This is a genomic window from Pantoea eucrina (assembly GCF_020079945.1).
In the GTDB taxonomy this organism is placed as follows: domain Bacteria; phylum Pseudomonadota; class Gammaproteobacteria; order Enterobacterales; family Enterobacteriaceae; genus Pantoea; species Pantoea eucrina.
Window position 1 is genome coordinate 910,104 of sequence record NZ_CP083448.1, and the last position, 19,162, is coordinate 929,265.

The 19,162-nt window shown below is 52.9% G+C and carries 19 protein-coding genes and 4 pseudogenes; 18 read left to right on the forward strand and 5 right to left on the reverse strand.

Going from position 1 to position 19,162, the window contains the following annotated elements; all coding sequences use genetic code 11:
• Positions 1-32 precede the first annotated feature (32 nt).
• A complete protein-coding gene (locus LAC65_RS18230) occupies positions 33-122 on the reverse strand; it encodes a SymE family type I addiction module toxin (RefSeq protein WP_314429234.1) in 90 nt (29 codons plus the stop codon).
• A 293-nt stretch (positions 123-415) separates the two neighbouring features.
• On the opposite strand from LAC65_RS18230, the pseudogene LAC65_RS18270 reads away from it, so the two are divergent.
• A pseudogene (locus LAC65_RS18270) lies at positions 416-859 on the forward strand (VENN motif pre-toxin domain-containing protein); the annotation flags it as partial.
• Between the two features lie 545 nt (positions 860-1,404).
• Here the strand turns inward: LAC65_RS18270 and LAC65_RS04200 are convergent.
• Positions 1,405-2,102, reverse strand: a protein-coding gene (locus tag LAC65_RS04200) for an IS1 family transposase (RefSeq protein ID WP_223429336.1) whose coding sequence is annotated in 2 segments (ribosomal slippage) — positions 1,405-1,853 and positions 1,853-2,102 — 699 coding nt in all. Because the reading frame shifts where the segments join, the coding sequence is not laid out codon by codon here.
• A gap of 142 nt (positions 2,103-2,244) precedes the next feature.
• Between LAC65_RS04200 and LAC65_RS04205 the strand changes: the two genes are divergently transcribed.
• The 7 genes and pseudogenes from LAC65_RS04205 to LAC65_RS18275 all read left to right on the forward strand — a co-directional run.
• Positions 2,245-2,475: a hypothetical protein gene (locus LAC65_RS04205; protein WP_039383088.1), complete on the forward strand. Its 231-nt coding sequence runs from the start codon at positions 2,245-2,247 to the stop codon at positions 2,473-2,475.
• 803 nt (positions 2,476-3,278) lie between these two features.
• A pseudogene (locus tag LAC65_RS04215) lies at positions 3,279-4,660 on the forward strand (VENN motif pre-toxin domain-containing protein); the annotation flags it as partial.
• A 290-nt stretch (positions 4,661-4,950) separates the two neighbouring features.
• Positions 4,951-5,811, forward strand: a pseudogene (locus LAC65_RS04220) (VENN motif pre-toxin domain-containing protein); the annotation flags it as partial.
• Complete coding sequence (locus tag LAC65_RS04230) at positions 5,811-6,053, forward strand: hypothetical protein (RefSeq protein WP_082032649.1); 243 nt, start codon at positions 5,811-5,813, stop codon at positions 6,051-6,053. The pseudogene LAC65_RS04220 and the gene LAC65_RS04230, both read left to right, overlap by 1 nt.
• A gap of 598 nt (positions 6,054-6,651) precedes the next feature.
• Positions 6,652-7,611: a VENN motif pre-toxin domain-containing protein gene (locus LAC65_RS04235; protein WP_052246476.1), complete on the forward strand. Its 960-nt coding sequence runs from the start codon at positions 6,652-6,654 to the stop codon at positions 7,609-7,611.
• A gap of 10 nt (positions 7,612-7,621) precedes the next feature.
• Positions 7,622-8,032 (forward strand): hypothetical protein, encoded by a 411-nt coding sequence (locus LAC65_RS04240; protein WP_144380274.1) that lies wholly within the window; start codon positions 7,622-7,624, stop codon positions 8,030-8,032.
• A 27-nt stretch (positions 8,033-8,059) separates the two neighbouring features.
• A pseudogene (locus LAC65_RS18275) lies at positions 8,060-8,555 on the forward strand (VENN motif pre-toxin domain-containing protein); the annotation flags it as partial.
• A gap of 299 nt (positions 8,556-8,854) precedes the next feature.
• Here LAC65_RS18275 and LAC65_RS04245 read toward each other — a convergent pair.
• Entirely contained in the window at positions 8,855-9,958 is a 1,104-nt protein-coding gene (locus LAC65_RS04245; RefSeq protein ID WP_039383094.1) for an AI-2E family transporter, read from the reverse strand.
• 131 nt (positions 9,959-10,089) lie between these two features.
• Between LAC65_RS04245 and LAC65_RS04250 the strand changes: the two genes are divergently transcribed.
• The 3 genes from LAC65_RS04250 to LAC65_RS04260 all read left to right on the forward strand — a co-directional run bounded on the left by LAC65_RS04250 (position 10,090) and on the right by LAC65_RS04260 (position 12,256).
• Positions 10,090-10,320, forward strand: coding sequence for a DUF1272 domain-containing protein (locus tag LAC65_RS04250; protein ID WP_039383097.1), 231 nt, complete (start codon positions 10,090-10,092; stop codon positions 10,318-10,320).
• 588 nt (positions 10,321-10,908) lie between these two features.
• Positions 10,909-11,328, forward strand: a complete 420-nt coding sequence (locus LAC65_RS04255) for an RcnB family protein (RefSeq protein ID WP_039383099.1) — start codon at positions 10,909-10,911, stop codon at positions 11,326-11,328.
• Between the two features lie 103 nt (positions 11,329-11,431).
• Positions 11,432-12,256, forward strand: coding sequence for a Cof-type HAD-IIB family hydrolase (locus tag LAC65_RS04260; RefSeq protein ID WP_039383102.1), 825 nt, complete (start codon positions 11,432-11,434; stop codon positions 12,254-12,256).
• A gap of 19 nt (positions 12,257-12,275) precedes the next feature.
• Here LAC65_RS04260 and LAC65_RS04265 read toward each other — a convergent pair whose 3' ends face one another.
• A complete protein-coding gene (locus LAC65_RS04265) occupies positions 12,276-13,421 on the reverse strand; it encodes an iron-containing alcohol dehydrogenase (RefSeq protein WP_039383104.1) in 1,146 nt (381 codons plus the stop codon).
• 275 nt (positions 13,422-13,696) lie between these two features.
• Here LAC65_RS04265 and gntT point away from each other — a divergent pair, with 275 nt between their 5' ends.
• Complete coding sequence (gene gntT / locus LAC65_RS04270) at positions 13,697-15,013, forward strand: gluconate transporter (RefSeq protein WP_039383106.1); 1,317 nt, start codon at positions 13,697-13,699, stop codon at positions 15,011-15,013.
• Between the two features lie 39 nt (positions 15,014-15,052).
• On the opposite strand, the gene LAC65_RS04275 is transcribed toward gntT, so the two are convergent.
• On the reverse strand, positions 15,053-15,298 hold the full coding sequence (locus LAC65_RS04275) for a hypothetical protein (protein ID WP_039383108.1): 246 nt from the start codon (positions 15,296-15,298) through the stop codon (positions 15,053-15,055).
• A 255-nt stretch (positions 15,299-15,553) separates the two neighbouring features.
• On the opposite strand from LAC65_RS04275, the gene LAC65_RS18315 reads away from it, so the two are divergent.
• From LAC65_RS18315 to tatE, 6 genes are all read left to right on the forward strand, one after another.
• The gene (locus tag LAC65_RS18315) at positions 15,554-15,637 is read left to right on the forward strand and encodes a small membrane protein YohP (protein WP_446676465.1); all 84 of its coding nucleotides are present in this window, start codon (positions 15,554-15,556) and stop codon (positions 15,635-15,637) included.
• A 627-nt stretch (positions 15,638-16,264) separates the two neighbouring features.
• Positions 16,265-16,813 (forward strand): lipid IV(A) palmitoyltransferase PagP, encoded by a 549-nt coding sequence (gene pagP / locus LAC65_RS04280; RefSeq protein WP_082032650.1) that lies wholly within the window; start codon positions 16,265-16,267, stop codon positions 16,811-16,813.
• A gap of 150 nt (positions 16,814-16,963) precedes the next feature.
• Positions 16,964-17,173, forward strand: a complete 210-nt coding sequence (cspE, locus tag LAC65_RS04285; RefSeq protein ID WP_010615627.1) for a transcription antiterminator/RNA stability regulator CspE — start codon at positions 16,964-16,966, stop codon at positions 17,171-17,173.
• A gap of 347 nt (positions 17,174-17,520) precedes the next feature.
• A complete protein-coding gene (locus tag LAC65_RS04290) occupies positions 17,521-17,946 on the forward strand; it encodes a GNAT family N-acetyltransferase (protein ID WP_071668974.1) in 426 nt (141 codons plus the stop codon).
• 24 nt (positions 17,947-17,970) lie between these two features.
• The gene (locus LAC65_RS04295) at positions 17,971-18,765 is read left to right on the forward strand and encodes a deaminated glutathione amidase (protein WP_039383117.1); all 795 of its coding nucleotides are present in this window, start codon (positions 17,971-17,973) and stop codon (positions 18,763-18,765) included.
• 99 nt (positions 18,766-18,864) lie between these two features.
• On the forward strand, positions 18,865-19,068 hold the full coding sequence (tatE, locus tag LAC65_RS04300; RefSeq protein WP_039383119.1) for a twin-arginine translocase subunit TatE: 204 nt from the start codon (positions 18,865-18,867) through the stop codon (positions 19,066-19,068).
• Positions 19,069-19,162 lie beyond the last annotated feature (94 nt).

Sequence of the window (19,162 nt, forward strand, 5' to 3'; positions counted from 1 at the left end):
CACCGCGCCAGGATTAATTTTTTATCAGTTAGTTACCCTTCAACCGGCAGCCAGATGATCAGCTGTCCCGGTTCGGTGATCACCTCGATCTTCTGCCCGGTATTGAACCCCAGCTCTGCCATCCAGTGGCCGCGAATGGTGATCGCTGGTGAAGAGCGGTGCTTAAGGTAAATGCGGATATATAACGGTATAAAATATTGATTTATTGGTATATTTTTCGTTATCTGACTTATGATGTGTGCCAGCCATAATCAACTCCTTGTGTTGGTTGTGGTCAGCGGATTATCGGTATTAGCGCACCTTCATCCCCTGCTCAAAATCCTCTTTTAGCCGCCCAGCTGGGCGTGCAGGCAGCATCCGTGTTTTGCGAAGGCGCAGTCGGCTATTGACTATCTGGCAGCGATCCGCGGCGCCTTTCGGCACGGGCAGCGCCCTTCAGCAGGGTATACAGGCGGCGACGGCTGCGGTGCAGGGCCTGGCGGGGGGCAGCCTGGCGCAGGCGGTAACGGGCGCGGCGGCACCGTACCTGGCAGAGGTTATTCATAACCAGACGCTGAACGCGGACGGTTCGGTGAACGTGCAGGCGAACCTGATGGCGCACGCGGTGGTGGGTGCGGTGACCGCTTACGCGGCGGGAAACAGCGCGCTGTCGGGGGCGGCGATGGGCGAGTACATCGCACAGCAGATGTATCCGGGCACTGACCGCAGCGACCTGACGGAGACGCAGCGCCAGACCATCAGCGCGCTGGGGACGCTGGCGGCGGGCCTCGCGGGCGGAGTAGCGGGCGACAGCACGGCGGGCGTAGTGGCGGGCGCGCAGGCGGGGAGGAATGCGGTTGAGAATAATGCGCTGGGCGCAATGGCTGGTTCTGATCTTGGGTTCTGGCTGGGTAAAACACCGGATGCGACGACAGAAGATAAAGCGAAACTGGCTGGTGATATAGCGAAGGGTAATGCAATTGTCTCCGCAGAACTGGCCGGAACAGTCGGATTAGGTGTGCTGCCAAAAGGAGCACAAATTACAGCGGTAATCGGTGGTGGCGCTAATACTATTATTCAATATGTGGTAAATGGTGAAGTAAATTATACCGATGCACTGATAGCTAGTTGGGTTGGTGCGGCCACATCGAATACCGGACTGTTAGGAACAGTCGGCTGGAATGCAGCGGGGGGCGCAACCTCAAACTATATTAAAGGTGATGATCCTTTATCTGGGGCAATTATAAGTGGTGGCTCTGCGGGCATAGGATATGGTTTAGGCCAGGCAATAAAAGGACCTCTTGACAAAGTGAACAATCCTAACTGGAAAAACTGGGAGTGGGTTGATATGGGAATGGGGGTGAGTAAACCAATTCTTTTAGATCCGCGCCCTGCTGTGATAGGGAATATGGTAATGACTCCAACTTACTGATAGTGTTTTATGTTCAGATAATGCCCGATGACCTTGTCATGCAGCTCCACCGATTTTGAGAACGACAGTGACTTCCGTCCCAGCCTTGCCAGATGTTGTCTCAGATTCAGGTTATGCCGCTCAATTCGCTGAGTGTAACGCTTGCTGATTACGTGCAGCTTTCCCTTCAGGCGGGATTCATACAGCGGCCAGCCATCCGTCATCCATACCACGACCTCAAAGGCCGACAGCAGGCTCAGAAGACGCTCCAGTGTGGCCAGAGTGCGTTCACCGAAGACGTGCGCCACAACCGTCCTCCGTATCCTGTCATACGCGTAAAACAGCCAGCGCTGACGTGATTTAGCACCGACGTAGCCCCACTGTTCGTCCATTTCAGCGCAGACAATCACATCACTGCCCGGCTGTATGCGCGAGGTTACCGACTGCGGCCTGAGTTTTTTAAGTGACGTAAAATCGTGTTGAGGCCAACGCCCATAATGCGGGCGGTTGCCCGGCATCCAACACCATTCATGGCCATATCAATGATTTTCTGGTGCGTACCGGGTTGAGAAGCGGTGTAAGTGAACTGCAGTTGCCATGTTTTACGGCAGTGAGAGCAGAGATAGCGCTGATGTCCGGCAGTGCTTTTGCCGTTACGCACCACCCCGTCAGTAGCTGAACAGGAGGGACAGCTGATAGAAACAGAAGCCACGGGAGCACCTCAAAAACACCATCATACACTAAATCAGTAAGTTGGCAGCATCACCAGGGAATATTATCTCCTCTGGTTCAACGGAAGGTATTGGTCAGGGCGGGCCTAAAGCTGTTAGTTCTTCAAAAGAAGGAGCGAAATAATGCGTAACCTTCTGAGGTTAATTACTACTATATTGTTTGTCGTATTAATCGTCACCGTTGGGGTTTTTATTAGTCGAGCTTTATTCTATTTTCTTGAAATAAGAAGCTTTAACATACCTTTCATTGATATATTAAAGGTTAGTCTTAAATCTGGTGTGGCAGGAGGATTAGTAGGTGGTGTAGGCATTTATCTTATTCCTTATTTTGCTAAAAAAATGCCCAAGCGATAATATGGATATAATTGAATCACGGCCTTAGTGCCGGATTTTTACTTTATAAATCAGCCAGTCACCCTTTATTCGCCAGCCGGATCACAGGGTGCCGTTCCGGCTCTGGCGGGCCGCGCCAGCCCATGTCCGGCAGACGGTTCACCAGGCCACAGACAGGCTGTGACCCGTCTCCCGTCGCGATGTACAAGCAGTAATGACAGCGCGTAAAGCACTGTTAAAATGCACGGGAGCAGGCGTAATGCCAGGATGGGGCGGTAGCGTGCTCCGGGCCGGAAAAGCGCGTCGGGAAAAAAGTTGGAGTCCTGAAAACGCTTCAGCAAAAACTGCTTCTAACTGACGGAAAGCACAGGGAAAAAAGGTTTTCGTCGCCAGACTGTACATCGGGAAGCGTTGTTGAGTTGCTTCAAATAGGTTGGTTTATAAATCTAATCCTAAACATACGGCTGGGCAATTAGGAAATAGGCCTAATGCAGGTATTGAGCCTCAGGGGTCATTAGAATTATTCGAATCTTCTATTTCAAGCTCAAAGCAATATTCAAATAAGGAAAAATAATCTTAAATCTCAGCCAACCGGCTGGGATTTATGTGTTATCAGTCAGTTATCCTTCAGTCGCCAGTTGGATGATCAGCTGTCCCGGCCCGGTTAATACTTTAATCTTCTGGCCGGTCATAAATCCCAGCGCTTCCAGTCAGCTGCCTTTAATAATGAGCTGCGGCAGCGGGTTCGGCTGGCCTCTATTGGGCCGGTATCCGACTCTGTAATAATGCGCGGCGGTTGTGGGCGTGCGGGTCCCTGGCTTATCCGGGCGGACTACAAGGTGGAGCATCAGAGCGCGGGCGTGAGCACCGGGGGCAGCATCGGCGGCCAGTTTGCGGGGAACATGGCGAACGGGCTGCTGACGGGGGCGAACCACAGCGGCAGCGACAGTTCGCTGACGAAGGCGGCGGTGAGCGGGCTGAGCCGCGACGCCGCGCACGCGAACCAGACGCTGTCGCCGGTATTCGATAAAGAGAGGGAGCAGAACCGGCTGCAGGCGGCGCAGCTGATAGGGGAAATCGGCAACCTGACCCCCGCCGTCGGGGAGATAGCGGAGCAGGCTTATAAAACCGCGCGGCGCCTTTCGGCACGGGCAGCGCCCTGCAGCAGGGCATTCAGGCGGCGACGGCGGCGGTGCAGGGCCTGGCGGGGGGCAGCCTGGCGCAGGCGGTAACGGGCGCGGCGGCACCGTACCTGGCAGAGGTTATTCATAACCAGACGCTGAACGCAGACGGTTCGGTGAACGTGCAGGCGAACCTGATGGCGCACGCGGTAGTGGGTGCGGTGACCGCTTACGCGGCGGGAAACAGCGCGCTGTCGGGGGCGTCGGGGGCGGCGATGGGCGAGTACATCGGACAGCAGATGTATCCGGGCACTGACCGCAGCGACCTGACGGAGGCGCAGCGCCAGACCATCAGCGCGCTGGGGACGCTGGCGGCGGGTCTGGCGGGCGGGGTAGCGGGCGACAGCACGGCGGGCGCGGTGGCGGGCGTGCAGGCGGGGAGGAATGCGGCTGAGAATAATGCATTAAGCCTGCCAAATGGAATGATGAATTACGGGCAGGCGGTGGCATCATGGGACCAGTACGCCCAGGCTAACAATCTGACGCCAGAACAGAAGCAGGCCGGATTAAATAAGCTGGCACAGGGTGATTTACCTGAAGGGGCGAATATCACCAAAGTTATCGTGAATAGGTATAAAGATGGCGTATTGATTGCAGGAGCTGCTTATTTAGGGCCGGCTGCATCGGTGGGAAAAGCTGTGGGCGGTGCAGTAATCGCGGAAATCGCCAACGGTACTTACCAGTGGTTCGATATGAGTCAGCCGGGGAATGAGAACAAGACCTGGGATTATAAAGGAAGTATATCAGCAGGAATCACGGGAGCGCTGGCTCCGGGCCGTGGGGTGTGGACTAACTTAGGAATTGCACAAGGAGGAACAATGTTCACTGATGGCCCTGATAAGGGTGCTTTAACTGGTACGGGTGCGGGATGGGCGTTTGGTACAACAGTTGGCCTAATTGCGCCACCTGTATTCAGCCCTGTTTTGGGGCAACATTCAGGTTTCGCAGGGGAAATTGTTGGTTCTGTCGGTGGAGAATTTATCAGTAATATCGTCAAGGATGAAGTGAATGAGAAGAAAAAATAAAGTTACTCTGAGTTTACTATTTTTGAGTATTGGATACATGACTCTCTGTTGCCTAATATTTTTTTCTCTAGCTTTGTTAACTGTGAAATTAATCATTAGCCATAAGGTAAATATCGGATCATCAGATATTAAACATGTTTTAGTTACCAGCACTATAGCTGGCGTTGCATCTGGATTAGGCTCTTGGATATTTGCCAAAATAGACGAACGTAAAAACCAGAAAACACCGCACCCCGACTCTGAATAATCCGGCAAATCCCAGTGTCAATTCATTGGCACAGGAAAGTGTTGTTGTTGAGAATAACTATCTGAGCGATACCCAGAAGGTGCAGAAAAAAGAAGAGCTGGCAGAATGTAAGACTATTGCCTGTAAAGCTCAGATGCAGGCGAAATGGACGGCGATAGACTTGGGCCAGGATATCAGCTTTGCGGCAGGAATGATGGCCGGGGTTCCGGCATGGCTATACGATACAATAGATAGCATCGTGAAAACGGCCAGCAATCCGCAGGAAACCTATGATGCCCTAAAATCGCTAATTAATAGTGGAGGTGTACTCGGTAACGTATCAGATGCGGTGAAGCAGTCCTATATTGATCGCATTGACCAGATGGAAATGGAGTATCAGAAAGTTGGAGCAAGCGGTTCATTTAATGCGGGCATTGAAGGCGGTAAGCTGGTTTCGGATATCGCCGGGCTGCTGGCTGGCGCTGCAGGAGTTGCTAAAAACGGCGCGGTACTGACAGAGAAGGTTGTTGCCGGGATCGCGGGTAAGGCTGAATCAGCGGCGGCAAAAGCTGGCGCTGATATAATTAAGACAGGAATTGTTTTCGATTCAATTAAATCAACTCAACCTGCAATACCTGATTAAACCATTCAAAAATTTTTTTAATTAAGTGTTAATGGATAAATTGTTAGGGTGAATCCAAATGCAACTATACACATGGGTGAATATTTAACACCAAATGGATTATCTCATAGCACAACCGAAGGAAGTCGAGCTATACTGACCAGCCTTCAGGGTGCTGTTAAAGATGCAACTTCGCAAGGATTAGAATTTAACGAAAAAATGCAAGTTGTGCGCTGGGAGCTAGTATTCAGCCAACGACCAACAGAACCTTATCCGGTTTTAAAACATGCGTTGTATAAATAATGAAACTGACCGTTGGTGGCGTAATTAATGAGGTGGAAGATGTAGCCATTACTATTAATGGTTGCATCCCTATTGATATAAAATCTATTGACTATGAAAAATACCCTCTTTTCTATTGGCGGGTTGGGAATAGCCAGGGAAGCCCACTTAAACTGGCTGTGTTACCACAAAGCGTTTTCTTATTGTCTATAAAATTAGTTATGATTGAACCAATCTCAATACATAAAAAGATTCTCTATTAATAAATTTGTCAGATAGTGTAGAGAGGCTTTCTGTTATTGATGCAATTATATGGGGATACTTAGGGGATGATGATTTTAGTCAGCGATTTATTGATGATTTTAACCTCGGCATTGAAAAAACTGTATCCAATAGCCCCATTTTATTAATAATTGGTGAAGATAAAAAATCCATTAAATGGATAAAATGTAGTAAGGGTTTATACTTGGGAGTAGATGATGAAAAATATTGTTGATTTTTTTGAAAAAATTTAACAGAAAAGAAAATTGAAAAATTTTTGAAGCAGTATTTAGTTAAACATCCTGTCCACTATGCTCCGGGGTCTTTTTACCGGCGGCTTACTCCTTCAGGCCGCGAAGGCAGCGCTGGCCGGCAAGGGCAACCTGACCCCCGCCGCCGGGGAGATAGCGGAGCAGGCTTATAAAACCGCCGCAGCGCCTTTCGGCACGGGCAGCGCCCTTCAGCAGGGTATACAGGCGGCGACGGCTGCGGTGCAGGGCCTGGCGGGGGGGCAGCCTGGCGCAGGCGGTAACGGGCGCGGCGGCACCGTACCTGACAGAGGTTATTAAACAGACCGCGCCGGATGAGGCGAGCCGCATCATGGCACATGCGGCTATGGCTGGTGTCATAGCTGCGGCACAGGGCAACTCAGCGCTGTCCGGTGCGGCGGGCGCAGCCACCACGGCATCGGTGGGTGAAGCCATCAAAAAGGCACTGTATGGTGATGTGCCTGTCAGTCAGCTGAATGAGGAGCAGAAGCAGACGCTGGTCGCGCTGGGCACGGTTGCAGCAGGGCTGGCTGGCGGCCTTACCGGTAATTCAACAGCTGATGCGGTCGCAGGCGCCCAGGCTGGCCAGAATGAAATCAGTAACAATATGTTCAGCGCGGGCATGTTGCAGCAGATGCTGGCACAGGAAACGCTCAACTCAGCGGCGATGGCCGAAGCGGGTAAAGGCGGAGCCAGGGAGCAGGCGGCGCTGGCACTGACGAAGAAAGTCAAAGAGGGGCTGGACGCGGCCTGTCTTGCAAACCCTGGCTGCCTACTAATGGCAATAGTATCGGCGCAGAGCCAGCAGCATACAAATGGAGCAGGTAGCAAAATCGAAACCTTACCGGTAAATGACGATTTGATCGGAGGAAAGCTGGTGAATCCGGCTGCAGATGAAACTAGAAGAACGTCACTTGTTACACCGGATCAATCACATGAGCAGGGAGCAAGAAGTACCGGTAATACTGAAGGTGAGCCAGATACGGAAGGAAGCAGTACAGTAACGCCGCTCCCTGAGCAAAATAGAGACGATCTGGCTTATTCGTCAGAAACACAACTAGGAAGAGGCTCGACCGGCAGGACGGAAGCTAATTCCTTGCAAGAAAAATTAGCTATTGAACAAGCACTGTCAAATCCTGAAACTGGCCGTCAATTACCCATACCAATGACTGATAAACGATGGCCTCGTGAAGAAGGTTGGGTCAAAATGGCACAAAATATAAATGGAATAGAAATCCATTATGTCCGTAATACGAAAACGGGCCAAGTAGATGACTTTAAATTTAAATAGGTAGCAATAAATGTTAGTTTTATGCAACTCGACGTCAGGAAAAGATTTACCTCAAAATGCAAGAGTTATGGGAGAAACTGACGAAACGCAATTTACTCCATTAGAAATTGGTGTGGAGTATAAAGTTTACGGAATGATGTTTTATCCGACACGTACTGACTTATTGATTTGTCCTGAAAATAGCAAGCCCTTATGGGTACCTTCAAATATTTTCAATATGTTAGATGATACATTGCCAGTAGGTTGGGGAGTTGTCATGACAGAAAGAGTAGAGGGTTATACTGATTTGCACGAAGCGTTTGGCATTAATGCTATTTGTGGTTATTTAGAATTAATAAGATCTTATAAACATTATATTGGCATTATGGAAAGAGATGCGGACGAATTAATAAAGTTTTATACATATAAGCTAAGCTGCTGAAATTTATCTTATCCCTGCCCGGATGGGCTGAGCCGCGACGCCGCGCACGCGAACCAGACGCTGTCGCCGATATTCGATAAAGAGAGGGAGCAGAACCGGCTGCAGGCGGCGCAGCTCATAGGTGAAATCGGCAACCAGGCGGCGGACATCACGCGCACGGAGGGGCAGATAGCGGGCGAGAGGGCGAAGAGGGACCCGGCCGCGCTTCAGGCCGCGAAGGCAGCGCTGGCCGGCAAGGGCAACCTGACCCCCTCCGCCGGGGAGATAGCGGAGCAGGCTTATAAAACCGCCGCGGCGCCTTTCGGCACGGGCAGCGCCCTTCAGCAGGGCATTCAGGCGGCGACGGCGGCGGTACAGGGCCTGGCGGGGGGGCAGCCTGGCGCAGGCGGTAACGGGCGCGGCGGCACCGTACCTGGCAGAGGTTATTCATAAACAGACGCTGAACGCGGACGGTTCGGTAAACGTGCAGGCGAACCTGATGGCGCACGCGGTGGTGGGGGCGGTGACGGCTTACGCGGCGGGTCTCGCGGGTAGATAGCGGGCGAGACGGAACCGGCCGCGCTGGCCGGAAAAGGCTATCGTTGCATCTCTGGCTGGTGGGTCTGGGCTGAAGAGTGTGGCAGTGAAGGCAGTGGGGAACGCGGCGGCTGAACAGCCTTCAACATCTGAAAGAGTATCAGCCCTGGTACTGGCTTATCCGGCAGTTTGCGCCAGCAGAAATCGGGCCAGAGTCTGGATCTGTTATAAGATTTACTTTGTTCGCAGCCGCCGTCATAAAAACACCGCCCGCAGGCGGTGTTTTAGTCAGCTCAGCGCATAGCGCTACTCGTGCGTTTTGCCCTCTTCAATAAACTCTTCATCAATCTCTTCGGCGTTATCGCGGTTATCGCGACCGGAGAGGAGATTCCAGCAGGCGATGAACAGAGCGGCAATCAGCGGGCCAATCACAAAGCCGTTGATGCCGTAGATTTCCATGCCGCCCAGCGTGGCGATCAGGATCATATAGTCCGGCATCTTGGTGTCTTTGCCCACCAGCAGCGGGCGCAGAATGTTATCTACCAGGCCGACAATCACCACAAAGAAGCCGACCAGGAAGAGGCCTTTCCACAGCGCGCCGGTGGCAAAGAAAAAGATCGCTGCCGGTACCCAGACGATGGCGGATCCGACCGCCGGGATAAGCGACAGAAACGCCATCAGCGCACCCCACAGCAGGCTGCCGTCGATGTCAGTGATCCAGAAAGCAAAGCCGCCCAGTACACCCTGAACAATTGCCACTACCACGGTTCCTTTCACCGTCGCGCGCGACACCGCAGCAAACTTCATCAGCAGATGATGCTTCACATAGGTGGAGAGCGGCAGCGCTTCGAGGATTAGCCCCACCAGCCAGGCACCATCTTTCAGCAGGAAGAACAGTAAATAGAGCATCACGCCAAAGCTCACGGTAAAGGTAAACGTGCCTTTACCAATCAGCAGCACGCTGCCCGCCATATACTGACCACCTTTCAGCGCGAACTCAGAGAGCTTTTGCTGAATCTGGGCAGAGTTGTTGAGATCGTGGTCGGCCAGATAGCGCTGCGCCCAGCCCGGCAGATGCTGCAGCAGCTCAGCAAACACTGTCGGAAACTGCGCTGAATTATTCTGCAGCTTGACGTAAACGGTATTGATCTCCACCACCAGCGATGAGGTGATGATCGCCAGCGGCGTAAATACAATCAGACAGATAATCATCAGCGTGACAAAAGAGGCAAGCCCGTTACGGTCGCCCATTTTACGCCGCAGCAGCACCTTCAGCGGGGCAAAAATCACCGCCAGGATAGCCGCCCAGAGAATGGCAGAGAAATAAGGTGACAGCACATCAAAAAAGGCGATGGTGACAATCGCCAGGATAAGAATAAAGAAACCGATATTTAAGCCTTTAACACGCATTCCATAGCCTCGCAAATAAACGTAGCGAAAGAACTATAGAACGGCTGGCGCAGAATGTAATCTGTTTCACATGATTGAATGCAGTAACGGATAAAAATCTGTCCTGAGCCTGCGCTAAACCGGAGCATCCTATGCTTGAACTGCGACCTAACTGTGAGTGGTGCGATACCGATTTACCGCCGGAAAGCGCGGAGGCACGTATCTGCTCATTTGAATGCACATTCTGCGCAACCTGCGCTGAGCATGTTCTGCTGCAGCGCTGTCCGAACTGCAGCGGCGAACTGGTCCGTCGCCCGATACGACCTGCCGCAGCGCTGGCGCGGCATCCGGCTTCTCTGCTGCGGCACATCCGGCAGCCGTAATTCCGGCGCGCGCAATGAGTGACCAGCAGATAATTAATTGTGCTACTTATAATGTTATCCGCAGTGAAACCAGAGATCAGAAAGGGCAGTTATTTTCCTGTTGCCAGCCCCAAAAGGTAATTATTTTAATTTTATGTTTTTTATAAGATTTTAATTCCGTCACTGGCGTGAGGTCAGAGCACTGACCTTATTTATAAGCAGCGTTAATCTGCCTGGCAGCGTTAAGTAATATTCCTAAATCCGATTAATTTTATTTATTGTTTTAGCGGTGAAGTGTTATTCTGCGCGCGCAATGCTGGTGATGTGGCGTTGTGTGCTTCAGTTTTACCCTCTGATTTGCAGGGTTTCCCTGTTTCTGAATAATGAAACATTTTTATTTACCCGATCCCTGCGGTCGGGTTTTTTTATGTTTTTTTCTCTGCGGTACTTATTTGTATCCGGCCGGACATCTTCGTTAAGAAAGCGCTAAGGCAGTGTAATTTACTGTAATAATGAGGTTTTTAAGAATGAAAGAACTATTATTTGCTGCGTGACTGGTTAATAGTCTCTGCCGGCAGCGCACTTATTGCTGCTGTGATGGAGACCATGATGAAAAAAATTAAAACGCAGATCGCTATTACCCTTATTGCATGCAGCACGCTATTTTCTGCGCTGAGTCAGGCAGAAGATCCTGGCGGTCCCCGCTGGAATACACATGAAAGCCAGCACGCATCCGGGCGGGAAGCCGATCGCCGTGGACCGGGTGATGAGCGTCGCGGCGAGCGGGGCGGGCCGGAAGGGCATCATCACGCTGACCGCTTTGCCTGGCAGGGGCATGAGTTCCGGCGCGGCCAGCCGATGCCACCCGCCTATCGCGGTGCCGGATACCGCGTGGATAACTGGCGCGATCGCGGCCTCACCGCACCGCCGCGCGGTGAGCACTGGGCCTTTATCGACGGTAATTATGTGCTGGTAGCGGCTGCAACCGGCATCATCACCGCCATATTACTCAACGGCGCCTTCGATTAATCTCTTGCCGGGAGGAACCACGCCTCCCGCTCCGCTTCTGCTTTCCCCCTTTGCCAGGCTATTCTGTGAGCTACCGCTAATACGCATGTGCTAAGGAGTGATGATGGCCGCAGTAAAAATGGTAGCAGTGGATATGGATGGCACCTTTCTGGATGACCGTAAGCAGTATGACCGGTCGCGGTTCATGGCCTGCTACCAAATGATGAAACAGCGCGGTATCCGGTTTGTCGTCGCCAGCGGCAATCAGTATTACCAGCTGAAATCCTTTTTTCCGGAAATGGCCCATGAGATCGCGTTTGTTGCGGAGAACGGTGCGTGGATCCTCGACAGTGAAGAAGAGCTTTTCTGCGGCGCGTTCAGCCGTGAGGCGGTGCACGCCGTGCTGGATACGCTGCAGCAGGGTAACTATCCCGGCCTGCGCTTTCTTATCTGTGGTCGCAACAGCGCCTACTACTTTACCGGTGCGGACGCGCAGTGGCTGCAGAAGATGCGGCATTATTGCCACCGCCTGCGGCCCATTGAGACGCTGGATGAGATTGCCGACGATCGATTGTTTAAATTTGCCCTGAACCTCTCTGATGACTATGTGCCGGTTTTAATGGCAGACATTGAGCGACTGCACCAGGGATCGGCTGCGGCCACCTCCAGCGGCCACGGCTCAGTGGATTTGATTGTGCCTGGCCTCCACAAGGCCAACGGACTGCTTCTGCTGCAGCAGCGCTGGGGGATTGAGAGCAGCGAAGTCCTGGCATTCGGCGATGGTGGCAACGATCTGGAAATGCTGGCGCAGTCGGGATTTAGCTTTGCGATGCAGAACGCGCCGGCGCGGGTGAAAGCCGCGGCGCGCTATGTCACCGCGGATAATAATCATGCTGGCGTGCTGCAGGTCATCGAGCAGATGCTGGCCGGTGAGGGCCCGTTCGCCTGAGCAGAGCGCGCCGGCAGGATCAGAGAACGCGCCACGCCTGAACAAGCATGTCGGTCATCTGCGCGCTGTTATAGGTTACCCAGCTATTTTTACTGTTGGCGCGTGCGACAATCCAGTCCACCTCTGTGGCAGAGAGCGCAGGTCCCTCCTGCCAGAACGGCACAATAGCGTGCTGCTGCAGCCAGGCTTTCAGCGCCAGCGGGGCAGGCGCGGAGGCGCCGGGCATCAGCTGCGCCGCAAACATGCTCATCAGGCGCTGCTGTTCAGGGTGGTCGCTTTCTGCCAGCTGATCCAGAAACGGAAACAGCAGGCGGCCGCAGGCTTCACCATGGTGAATCGCTTTGATCGCCCCCAACTCGCCTGCGATGCCATGGATCACGCCCAGGCCGGCGCTGCTCAGGCAGAGGCCGCCCAGCCAGGACGCCATCATCATTGCCTCACGCGCCTCGTCACCCTGCCGGTCAGCGCGGTTCAGGTAAGGCCAGGCCTGAAAAAAGAGCCGCAGGCCGCTGAGCGCCATCTGCTGAGTAAATACGTTGCCTTTCTTTGACAGGTACGCTTCGAACAGATGCGTAAAGGCGTCAATTGCGCAGGTAGCGAGGACGCTATCAGGTGCGCCGCGCAGCAGGTCGGGATCGAGAATCGCGACGGAAGGAACAAAGTTCGGATGGCGCAGCGACGCTTTTATTTTGATGTGCTGCTGATCGGTGACCACAGCGTTTTGCGTGACTTCACTGCCGGTGCCGGCGGTAGTGGGGATGGCGATCAGCGGCAGCGTGTCGCCCTGCACCGGTGTATCCCCCACTTTTTCCAGGTAGCGCGCCGTCGGCAGCGGATGCTCTATCATGGCGCAGAACGCTTTTGCCGCATCCAGCACGCTGCCGCCGCCAATCGCCACTACCCGCTTAACCCGTCCGCGCCAGCGCGCGACCCAGACGTCAATCTCTTCCGGAGAAGCTTCATGACTGACGATTTCATAGTCCTGGATAGCGTGTTGCAGCTCACCCTTCAGCTGCTGCCACGTCTCGCTATTGAGAAATGAGCGGCCGCAAAACAGCAGCGCAGGCTGCGGATCCTCAGCCAGCAGCGCGGGCAGAGTGCGAATGCTGCCGCATCCGCACAGGGTTCGCTGGTTACTGTAAAGTGCAATCAGGTTCTCACTCACCTGTCTATCCTTTCAAATGATTTCAGGCAGCCAGTGTAGCGAAAAGCGCTGCTGACGCAGGTATAAACGCCGGTAGCTTAATGAGCAAAAGTTGATCGCCTTCGCAAAAACGAAATTCAGCCCGCTGCTCTGATGTTACCGGCCCGGTGTTGCCCTTAACATGATACCGGTAACAGTATGACGCATTTCGCAACATCCGGCCGCATCTGGCCGATCCGGTAGTACAACGCAACCCGCTGGCAACTGACGCCGCGCGTAAAAAGTGGAGAATAACCATGCCATTACTCTATGTGGCCATCGGCGTAGCGCTACTGCTGCTGCTGATGATTCGCTTCAAACTTAACGGCTTTATCGCGCTGATTCTGGTGGCGCTGGCGGTGGGCATGATGCAGGGCATGCCGGTCAATAAAGTGATCGGCTCAATCAAAACCGGCGTAGGCGGGACACTTGGCAGCCTGGCGCTGATTATGGGCTTTGGAGCCATGCTGGGTAAGCTGCTGGCTGACTGCGGCGGCGCGCAGCGTATCGCCACCACCCTGATTGCAAAATTTGGTGAGAAGCATATCCAGTGGGCGCTGGTGCTGACCGGTTTTACCGTGGGCTTTGCGCTGTTTTATGAGGTAGGGTTTGTACTGATGCTGCCGCTGGTATTCAGTATCGCTGCCTCAGCGCGCGTGCCGCTGCTTTACGTCGGCGTTCCCATGGCAGCCGCGCTCTCGGTAACGCACGGTTTTCTGCCGCCGCATCCGGGTCCGACCGCGATCGCGACGCTGTTTAACGCTGATATGGGTAAAACGCTGCTTTACGGCACGCTGCTGGGGATCCCTACCGTGATTCTGGCTGGCCCGGTGTATGCGCGTTTTCTGAAAGGCATCGATAAGCCAATTCCGGAAGGGCTGTGGAATCCCAAAACCTTTACAGAAGCAGAGATGCCAGGATTTGGCGTCAGCGTCTGGACCGCGCTGGTGCCAGTGATCCTGATGGCATTGCGTGCGGTGGCTGAGATGCTGCTGCCGAAAGGACACGTACTGCTGCCTTACGCTGAATTCTTTGGCGACCCGATTATGGCAACGCTGATCGCCGTTCTTATCGCTATTTTTACCTTCGGTCTGAATCGCGGACGCAGCATGGATGAGGTGATGGGCACCATCACCGACTCCATCAAGATCATTGCAATGATGCTGCTGATTATTGGCGGTGGCGGAGCCTTTAAACAGGTGCTGGTAGACAGCGGCGTGGATAAATATATTGCGGGCATGATGCATGCGACCAATCTGTCGCCGATTTTTATGGCCTGGTCGATTGCGGCGATCCTGCGTATTGCGCTGGGTTCAGCCACGGTTGCCGCCATTACGGCTGGCGGGATTGTTGCACCGCTGATCGTGACCAGTGGTGCCAGCCCTGAGCTGATGGTGATAGCAGTAGGCTCCGGCAGCGTTATCTTCTCGCACGTTAACGATCCCGGCTTCTGGCTGTTTAAAGAGTATTTTAATCTCACCATCGGTGAGACTATCCGATCGTGGTCGGCGCTGGAGACGATTATTTCCGTATGCGGTCTGGCAGGCTGTCTGCTGCTCTCTGCTGCGCTGTAATCAGCTTATAACGGGCCACAGAATTGTGGCCCGACAGCCTTAATGTGGCTGCTCAAAACCCGCTTTTACCATCTGCTCGCGCAGTGCACGGGTAATTTCACGATTGCCCCCCGTTACCGGGTAGATGACATTGTTTACCACATCATCCAGATAGTGTTCATCAAACTCCTGCATGGTCAGCTGCGTACCGCCTTCGTCGTTAATAGCGATACTCCCTTTAATATGGCTGCCGACCTCCTTCGCCTTCAGGCTATAACGTCCCATGCTGGTATTAATCGTACTCATAATTTCTCCTCGTTTCGCTAACAGAGATAACCATTGAGGCCCGTCACAGGCGCTTTAAGTTTAGCGCGTCGAAATCTGTAAAGAGCGCCTTCAGGGCCAGTTAATGGCTGAGCTGCGACCCTGCTCGCAGAAATAGCACGGGCTTATTCACCTGGCCGGCGAAGCGAAACGCGTATCGGCAGCGTGCGGCGCGTTCAGGATATTCAGCTATACTCATCGGCGGATGCATAAATTTTCAAACTGAAGGAGCGAATAATGAAAATATTTCTGTGGATCATTGCGATTGTCTTTATTGTCGGGCTGCTGACTATTACTGGTGTATTCAAGCTGATTTTCTGACGTGTTCAGGCACCTGCGGGTGCCTGAAATTGTTATCGCGCATAACGTACAATAGCCTCTCTGACGGCTATTTCAGGCGGTTTAACATCCGAACTGTTTAGCGGCTTTCTGCATACGGCACAGCGTGCGCCGTGATGAGCTGCCGGCTCTGAAGCTTCACTCCGCTGGCACGTATAAAAGAATTTTTTACTGCCGCACTGGCTGCAACAAATCGTCACCGTTTCTCTCCCTGTTCCCTCCCGGAAAATAAGAAATATCGCAATCAGACCCTGGCTTCAAATGATTAATTCTGTTTATCTGTATGGTGGCAGACAAAATTTACGTTATTTTATGATAAATAACATTTTTTTGCTTTTAGCCGATTTTCAAAACTGCACTTTATGTCACAAAAGCACTTTTTCTGATTCGTTTAACTGCGGTTTTATTCGTAACGGCCTTCGCAGGTACAATAGGCCCTTGCATGCGCGTTATTTCAGGCTATATCTGAAAAGGATTACCGCTACTTTTGGAAATTTCAGACGCAAAAATGCAGCAATCACTTTTGCAGAGCTGGCTACAGAGGTTCTGCACGCTATTAAATTTTGTAATAACAGGGTTTTATCCGTGAATCGACACGTTTCAGCAGCCATGTCGGGCTGCGTGTTGACCTTACTGGTCTCATTTTCTGCCTCAGCCGCTACGGCAGGCGCCGCGCTTAAAGCGGGATGGAATAGTTTCAGCGATAATGTGGCTCAGACCTGGTCTGCGCCGCAGCATTACGATCTTTATGTGCCTGCCATCACCTGGCACAACCGCTGGACGTATGATGATGCGCACATCAGAAAATATAACGAACGGCCGTGGGGGGCAGGGGGCGGCATCTCGCGCTGGGACGATAAGGGTAACTGGAACGGGCTCTACGTGATGGCGTTTAAAGACTCCTTCAACAAGTGGGAACCGATTGCCGGCTATGGCTGGGAAGCGACGTGGCGTCCGCTGCAGGATCAGCGTTTTCATCTGGGAGCTGGCTATACGGCTGGCTTCACCGCGCGCGATAACTGGAAATATATTCCGGTGCCGCTGGTGCTGCCGCTGGCATCCGCAGGCTACGGACCCGCCACGTTTCAAATGACTTACATTCCCGGTACTTATAACAACGGCAACGTCTATTTTGCCTGGCTCAGATTCCAGTTTTAAGCGAGCACATAAGTGCAAAAGTGTGATGCAAAGACAAAAATCCGATATTTATCACTTTTTCATCAATTCGGACTGGACAAATGCCACTGCAATTGCTGTACTAGATGACGACACAGTTTAGTGTCCATTTTTCATGTAAAGGTAATATAGATGTCCAAGATCAAAGGTAACGTTAAGTGGTTTAATGAGTCCAAAGGATTCGGTTTCATTACTCCAGAAGATGGCAGCAAAGATGTATTCGTACACTTCTCTGCTATCCAGAGCAACGGCTTCAAAACTCTGGCTGAAGGTCAGCGTGTAGAGTTTGAAATCACCGACGGCGCTAAAGGCCCATCTGCTGCTAACGTTACCGCTCTGTAAGTTAACAGTCAGAATTTTAAAAACCCGCCTGATGGCGGGTTTTTTTTATTCTTTTTTCAGTTCTGCCACCAGGTGATCAGCCAGGCGGCTACCACTACCGCAGCAAAAGTCAGTGCCAGCATCTCTTCCGAAGAACGTGGGATCCAGTTTTTCATTCTACTCGCCTCAGATGTGATTTCCCTCAGCATGCCAAAGCAAGATTAAGTCAGCCTTAAGCTCAGATGACAGAAATATGACGCCACAGAGTGCGCTTAATGCTTCACAAACCAGAGTTTTAACCACTGCCGCTTGCAGCTTTTCCCGTTCACAGGCTATATAAACATCAGCCCGATACAAGGAGAAGCACTATGCATATACGTGAGGCGCGGCCTGATGACTGTTTCGCCCTGAGCGCGCTGCTGGCTGAGCTTGGCTATAGTGGCACTGAGCACTTTATTGAAGCGCGGCTGGTGCAGCTTTGTACTCATCAGGATGAGATCCTGCTGGTGGCTGAACACGGAACGCAGGTACTGGGATTTTTGTCGCTGCATTTTATTCCGCAGCTGGCGCTGGCAGGTGATTTTGCCCGCATCAGCTACTTTTGCATTGCTGAAGGTGAACGCAGTAAAGGCAGCGGCCAGCAGCTGCTGTCCCACGCTGAACAGCTGGCGCGGCAGCGAGGTTGCGATCGTATGGAGGTGCACTGTCACGCTTCGCGGCTTAAAGCTAATCAGTTTTACGCACGTGAAGGCTATGTGGAGTCACCGCGCTACCATACAAAAGATCTCTGTTAGCGCACCGGTATCGGAGGAGAGACAATGAGAGCGGCAATGGGGCAGTTCGCCGTCAGCAGCGAATGGCAGGAGAATATCGTCACCTGTCGCGATTTGATGCAGCGTGCGCGGACAGGAGGAGCCGATCTGCTGTTGCTGCCGGAAGCGGTACTGATGCAGGACAGAGAGCATCCCGATCGTATTCTGCAGGCGGCCCAGCCACTTGATGGGCCGTTTGTCAGCGCGCTGCTGGCTGAGAGCGCAGAGAACAGCCTCACCACGATTATGAGCGTGCACGTACCGGCTGCCGCAGGAAAAACGCAAAATGTGCTGATCGCCCTGCGTAATGGCAGGATCATTGCGCACTACGCCAAGCTGCATCTCTATGACGCCTTTGCGATGCAGGAATCACAGCGCGTTACGGCAGGCAGCACTATCCCGCCGCTGATTGAGGTCGCCGGCATGAAGGTCGGGCTGATGACCTGCTACGATATCCGTTTTCCTGAGCTGGCGCGACGCCTGGCGCTTGACGGGGCAGAGGTACTGGTGCTGCCCGCTGCGTGGGTCAGAGGGCCGCAGAAAGAGCGTCACTGGGCGTTACTGACGGCGACCCGGGCGCTGGAAAACACCTGTTATCTGGTCGCCACTGGTGAATGCGGGCCGCGTAATATTGGCAACAGCATGACGATCGATCCGCTGGGGGTGACGATCGCGCAGGCTGCTGAATCTGCCACGCTGATCTTCGCCGATCTTGAGGCGGAGCGACTCGCTTACGCACGCCGCATTTTGCCGGTGCTGGAGAACCGTCGCTTTGCCACGCCGCAGCTGCGTCAGGAGTGACCGATCCGATCTTACTCTGTTACAGAATTCTGTTGAGTGCCGGCGCAGAGTGCGCGTTAATAAAGGCTGTCCGTTATACGTGAGAGCTGAAGGTAGAGTATGGAAGGTATCAGTATTGCCAAGCTGCTGATTATCGGTGCACTTATTGTTCTGTTATTTGGTACCAATAAGCTGCGTTCGCTGGGCGGTGATTTAGGATCGGCGATCAAGGGCTTTAAAAAAGCCATGAAAGACGACGACAGCACCGTTGCAAAGAGCAGTGCAGATGAGATCCCGGCAGAGCGCGTCAGCCATAAAGAGTAAAGGCGTGCCCGGGCCGCACAACTGTAACAAGTTGTGATGAAAAAAAACCAGACTCACAGAGGCTGGTTTTTTTGTATCAGGAGGATGTCAGCAG

What these genes read in the sequence shown, in the direction of transcription:
- LAC65_RS18230 (WP_314429234.1), bottom strand. Translation starts at nt 122, where the DNA reads ATGGCAGAGCTGGGGTTCAATACCGGGCAGAAGATCGAGGTGATCACC.
- LAC65_RS04205 (WP_039383088.1), top strand. Translation starts at nt 2,245, where the DNA reads ATGCGTAACCTTCTGAGGTTAATTACTACTATATTGTTTGTCGTATTA.
- LAC65_RS04230 (WP_082032649.1), top strand. Translation starts at nt 5,811, where the DNA reads ATGAAACTGACCGTTGGTGGCGTAATTAATGAGGTGGAAGATGTAGCC.
- LAC65_RS04235 (WP_052246476.1), top strand. Translation starts at nt 6,652, where the DNA reads ATGGCACATGCGGCTATGGCTGGTGTCATAGCTGCGGCACAGGGCAAC.
- LAC65_RS04240 (WP_144380274.1), top strand. Translation starts at nt 7,622, where the DNA reads ATGTTAGTTTTATGCAACTCGACGTCAGGAAAAGATTTACCTCAAAAT.
- LAC65_RS04245 (WP_039383094.1), bottom strand. Translation starts at nt 9,958, where the DNA reads ATGCGTGTTAAAGGCTTAAATATCGGTTTCTTTATTCTTATCCTGGCG.
- LAC65_RS04250 (WP_039383097.1), top strand. Translation starts at nt 10,090, where the DNA reads ATGCTTGAACTGCGACCTAACTGTGAGTGGTGCGATACCGATTTACCG.
- LAC65_RS04255 (WP_039383099.1), top strand. Translation starts at nt 10,909, where the DNA reads ATGAAAAAAATTAAAACGCAGATCGCTATTACCCTTATTGCATGCAGC.
- LAC65_RS04260 (WP_039383102.1), top strand. Translation starts at nt 11,432, where the DNA reads ATGGCCGCAGTAAAAATGGTAGCAGTGGATATGGATGGCACCTTTCTG.
- gntT (WP_039383106.1), top strand. Translation starts at nt 13,697, where the DNA reads ATGCCATTACTCTATGTGGCCATCGGCGTAGCGCTACTGCTGCTGCTG.
- LAC65_RS04275 (WP_039383108.1), bottom strand. Translation starts at nt 15,298, where the DNA reads ATGAGTACGATTAATACCAGCATGGGACGTTATAGCCTGAAGGCGAAG.
- LAC65_RS18315 (WP_446676465.1), top strand. Translation starts at nt 15,554, where the DNA reads ATGAAAATATTTCTGTGGATCATTGCGATTGTCTTTATTGTCGGGCTG.
- pagP (WP_082032650.1), top strand. Translation starts at nt 16,265, where the DNA reads ATGTCGGGCTGCGTGTTGACCTTACTGGTCTCATTTTCTGCCTCAGCC.
- cspE (WP_010615627.1), top strand. Translation starts at nt 16,964, where the DNA reads ATGTCCAAGATCAAAGGTAACGTTAAGTGGTTTAATGAGTCCAAAGGA.
- LAC65_RS04290 (WP_071668974.1), top strand. Translation starts at nt 17,521, where the DNA reads ATGCATATACGTGAGGCGCGGCCTGATGACTGTTTCGCCCTGAGCGCG.
- LAC65_RS04295 (WP_039383117.1), top strand. Translation starts at nt 17,971, where the DNA reads ATGAGAGCGGCAATGGGGCAGTTCGCCGTCAGCAGCGAATGGCAGGAG.
- tatE (WP_039383119.1), top strand. Translation starts at nt 18,865, where the DNA reads ATGGAAGGTATCAGTATTGCCAAGCTGCTGATTATCGGTGCACTTATT.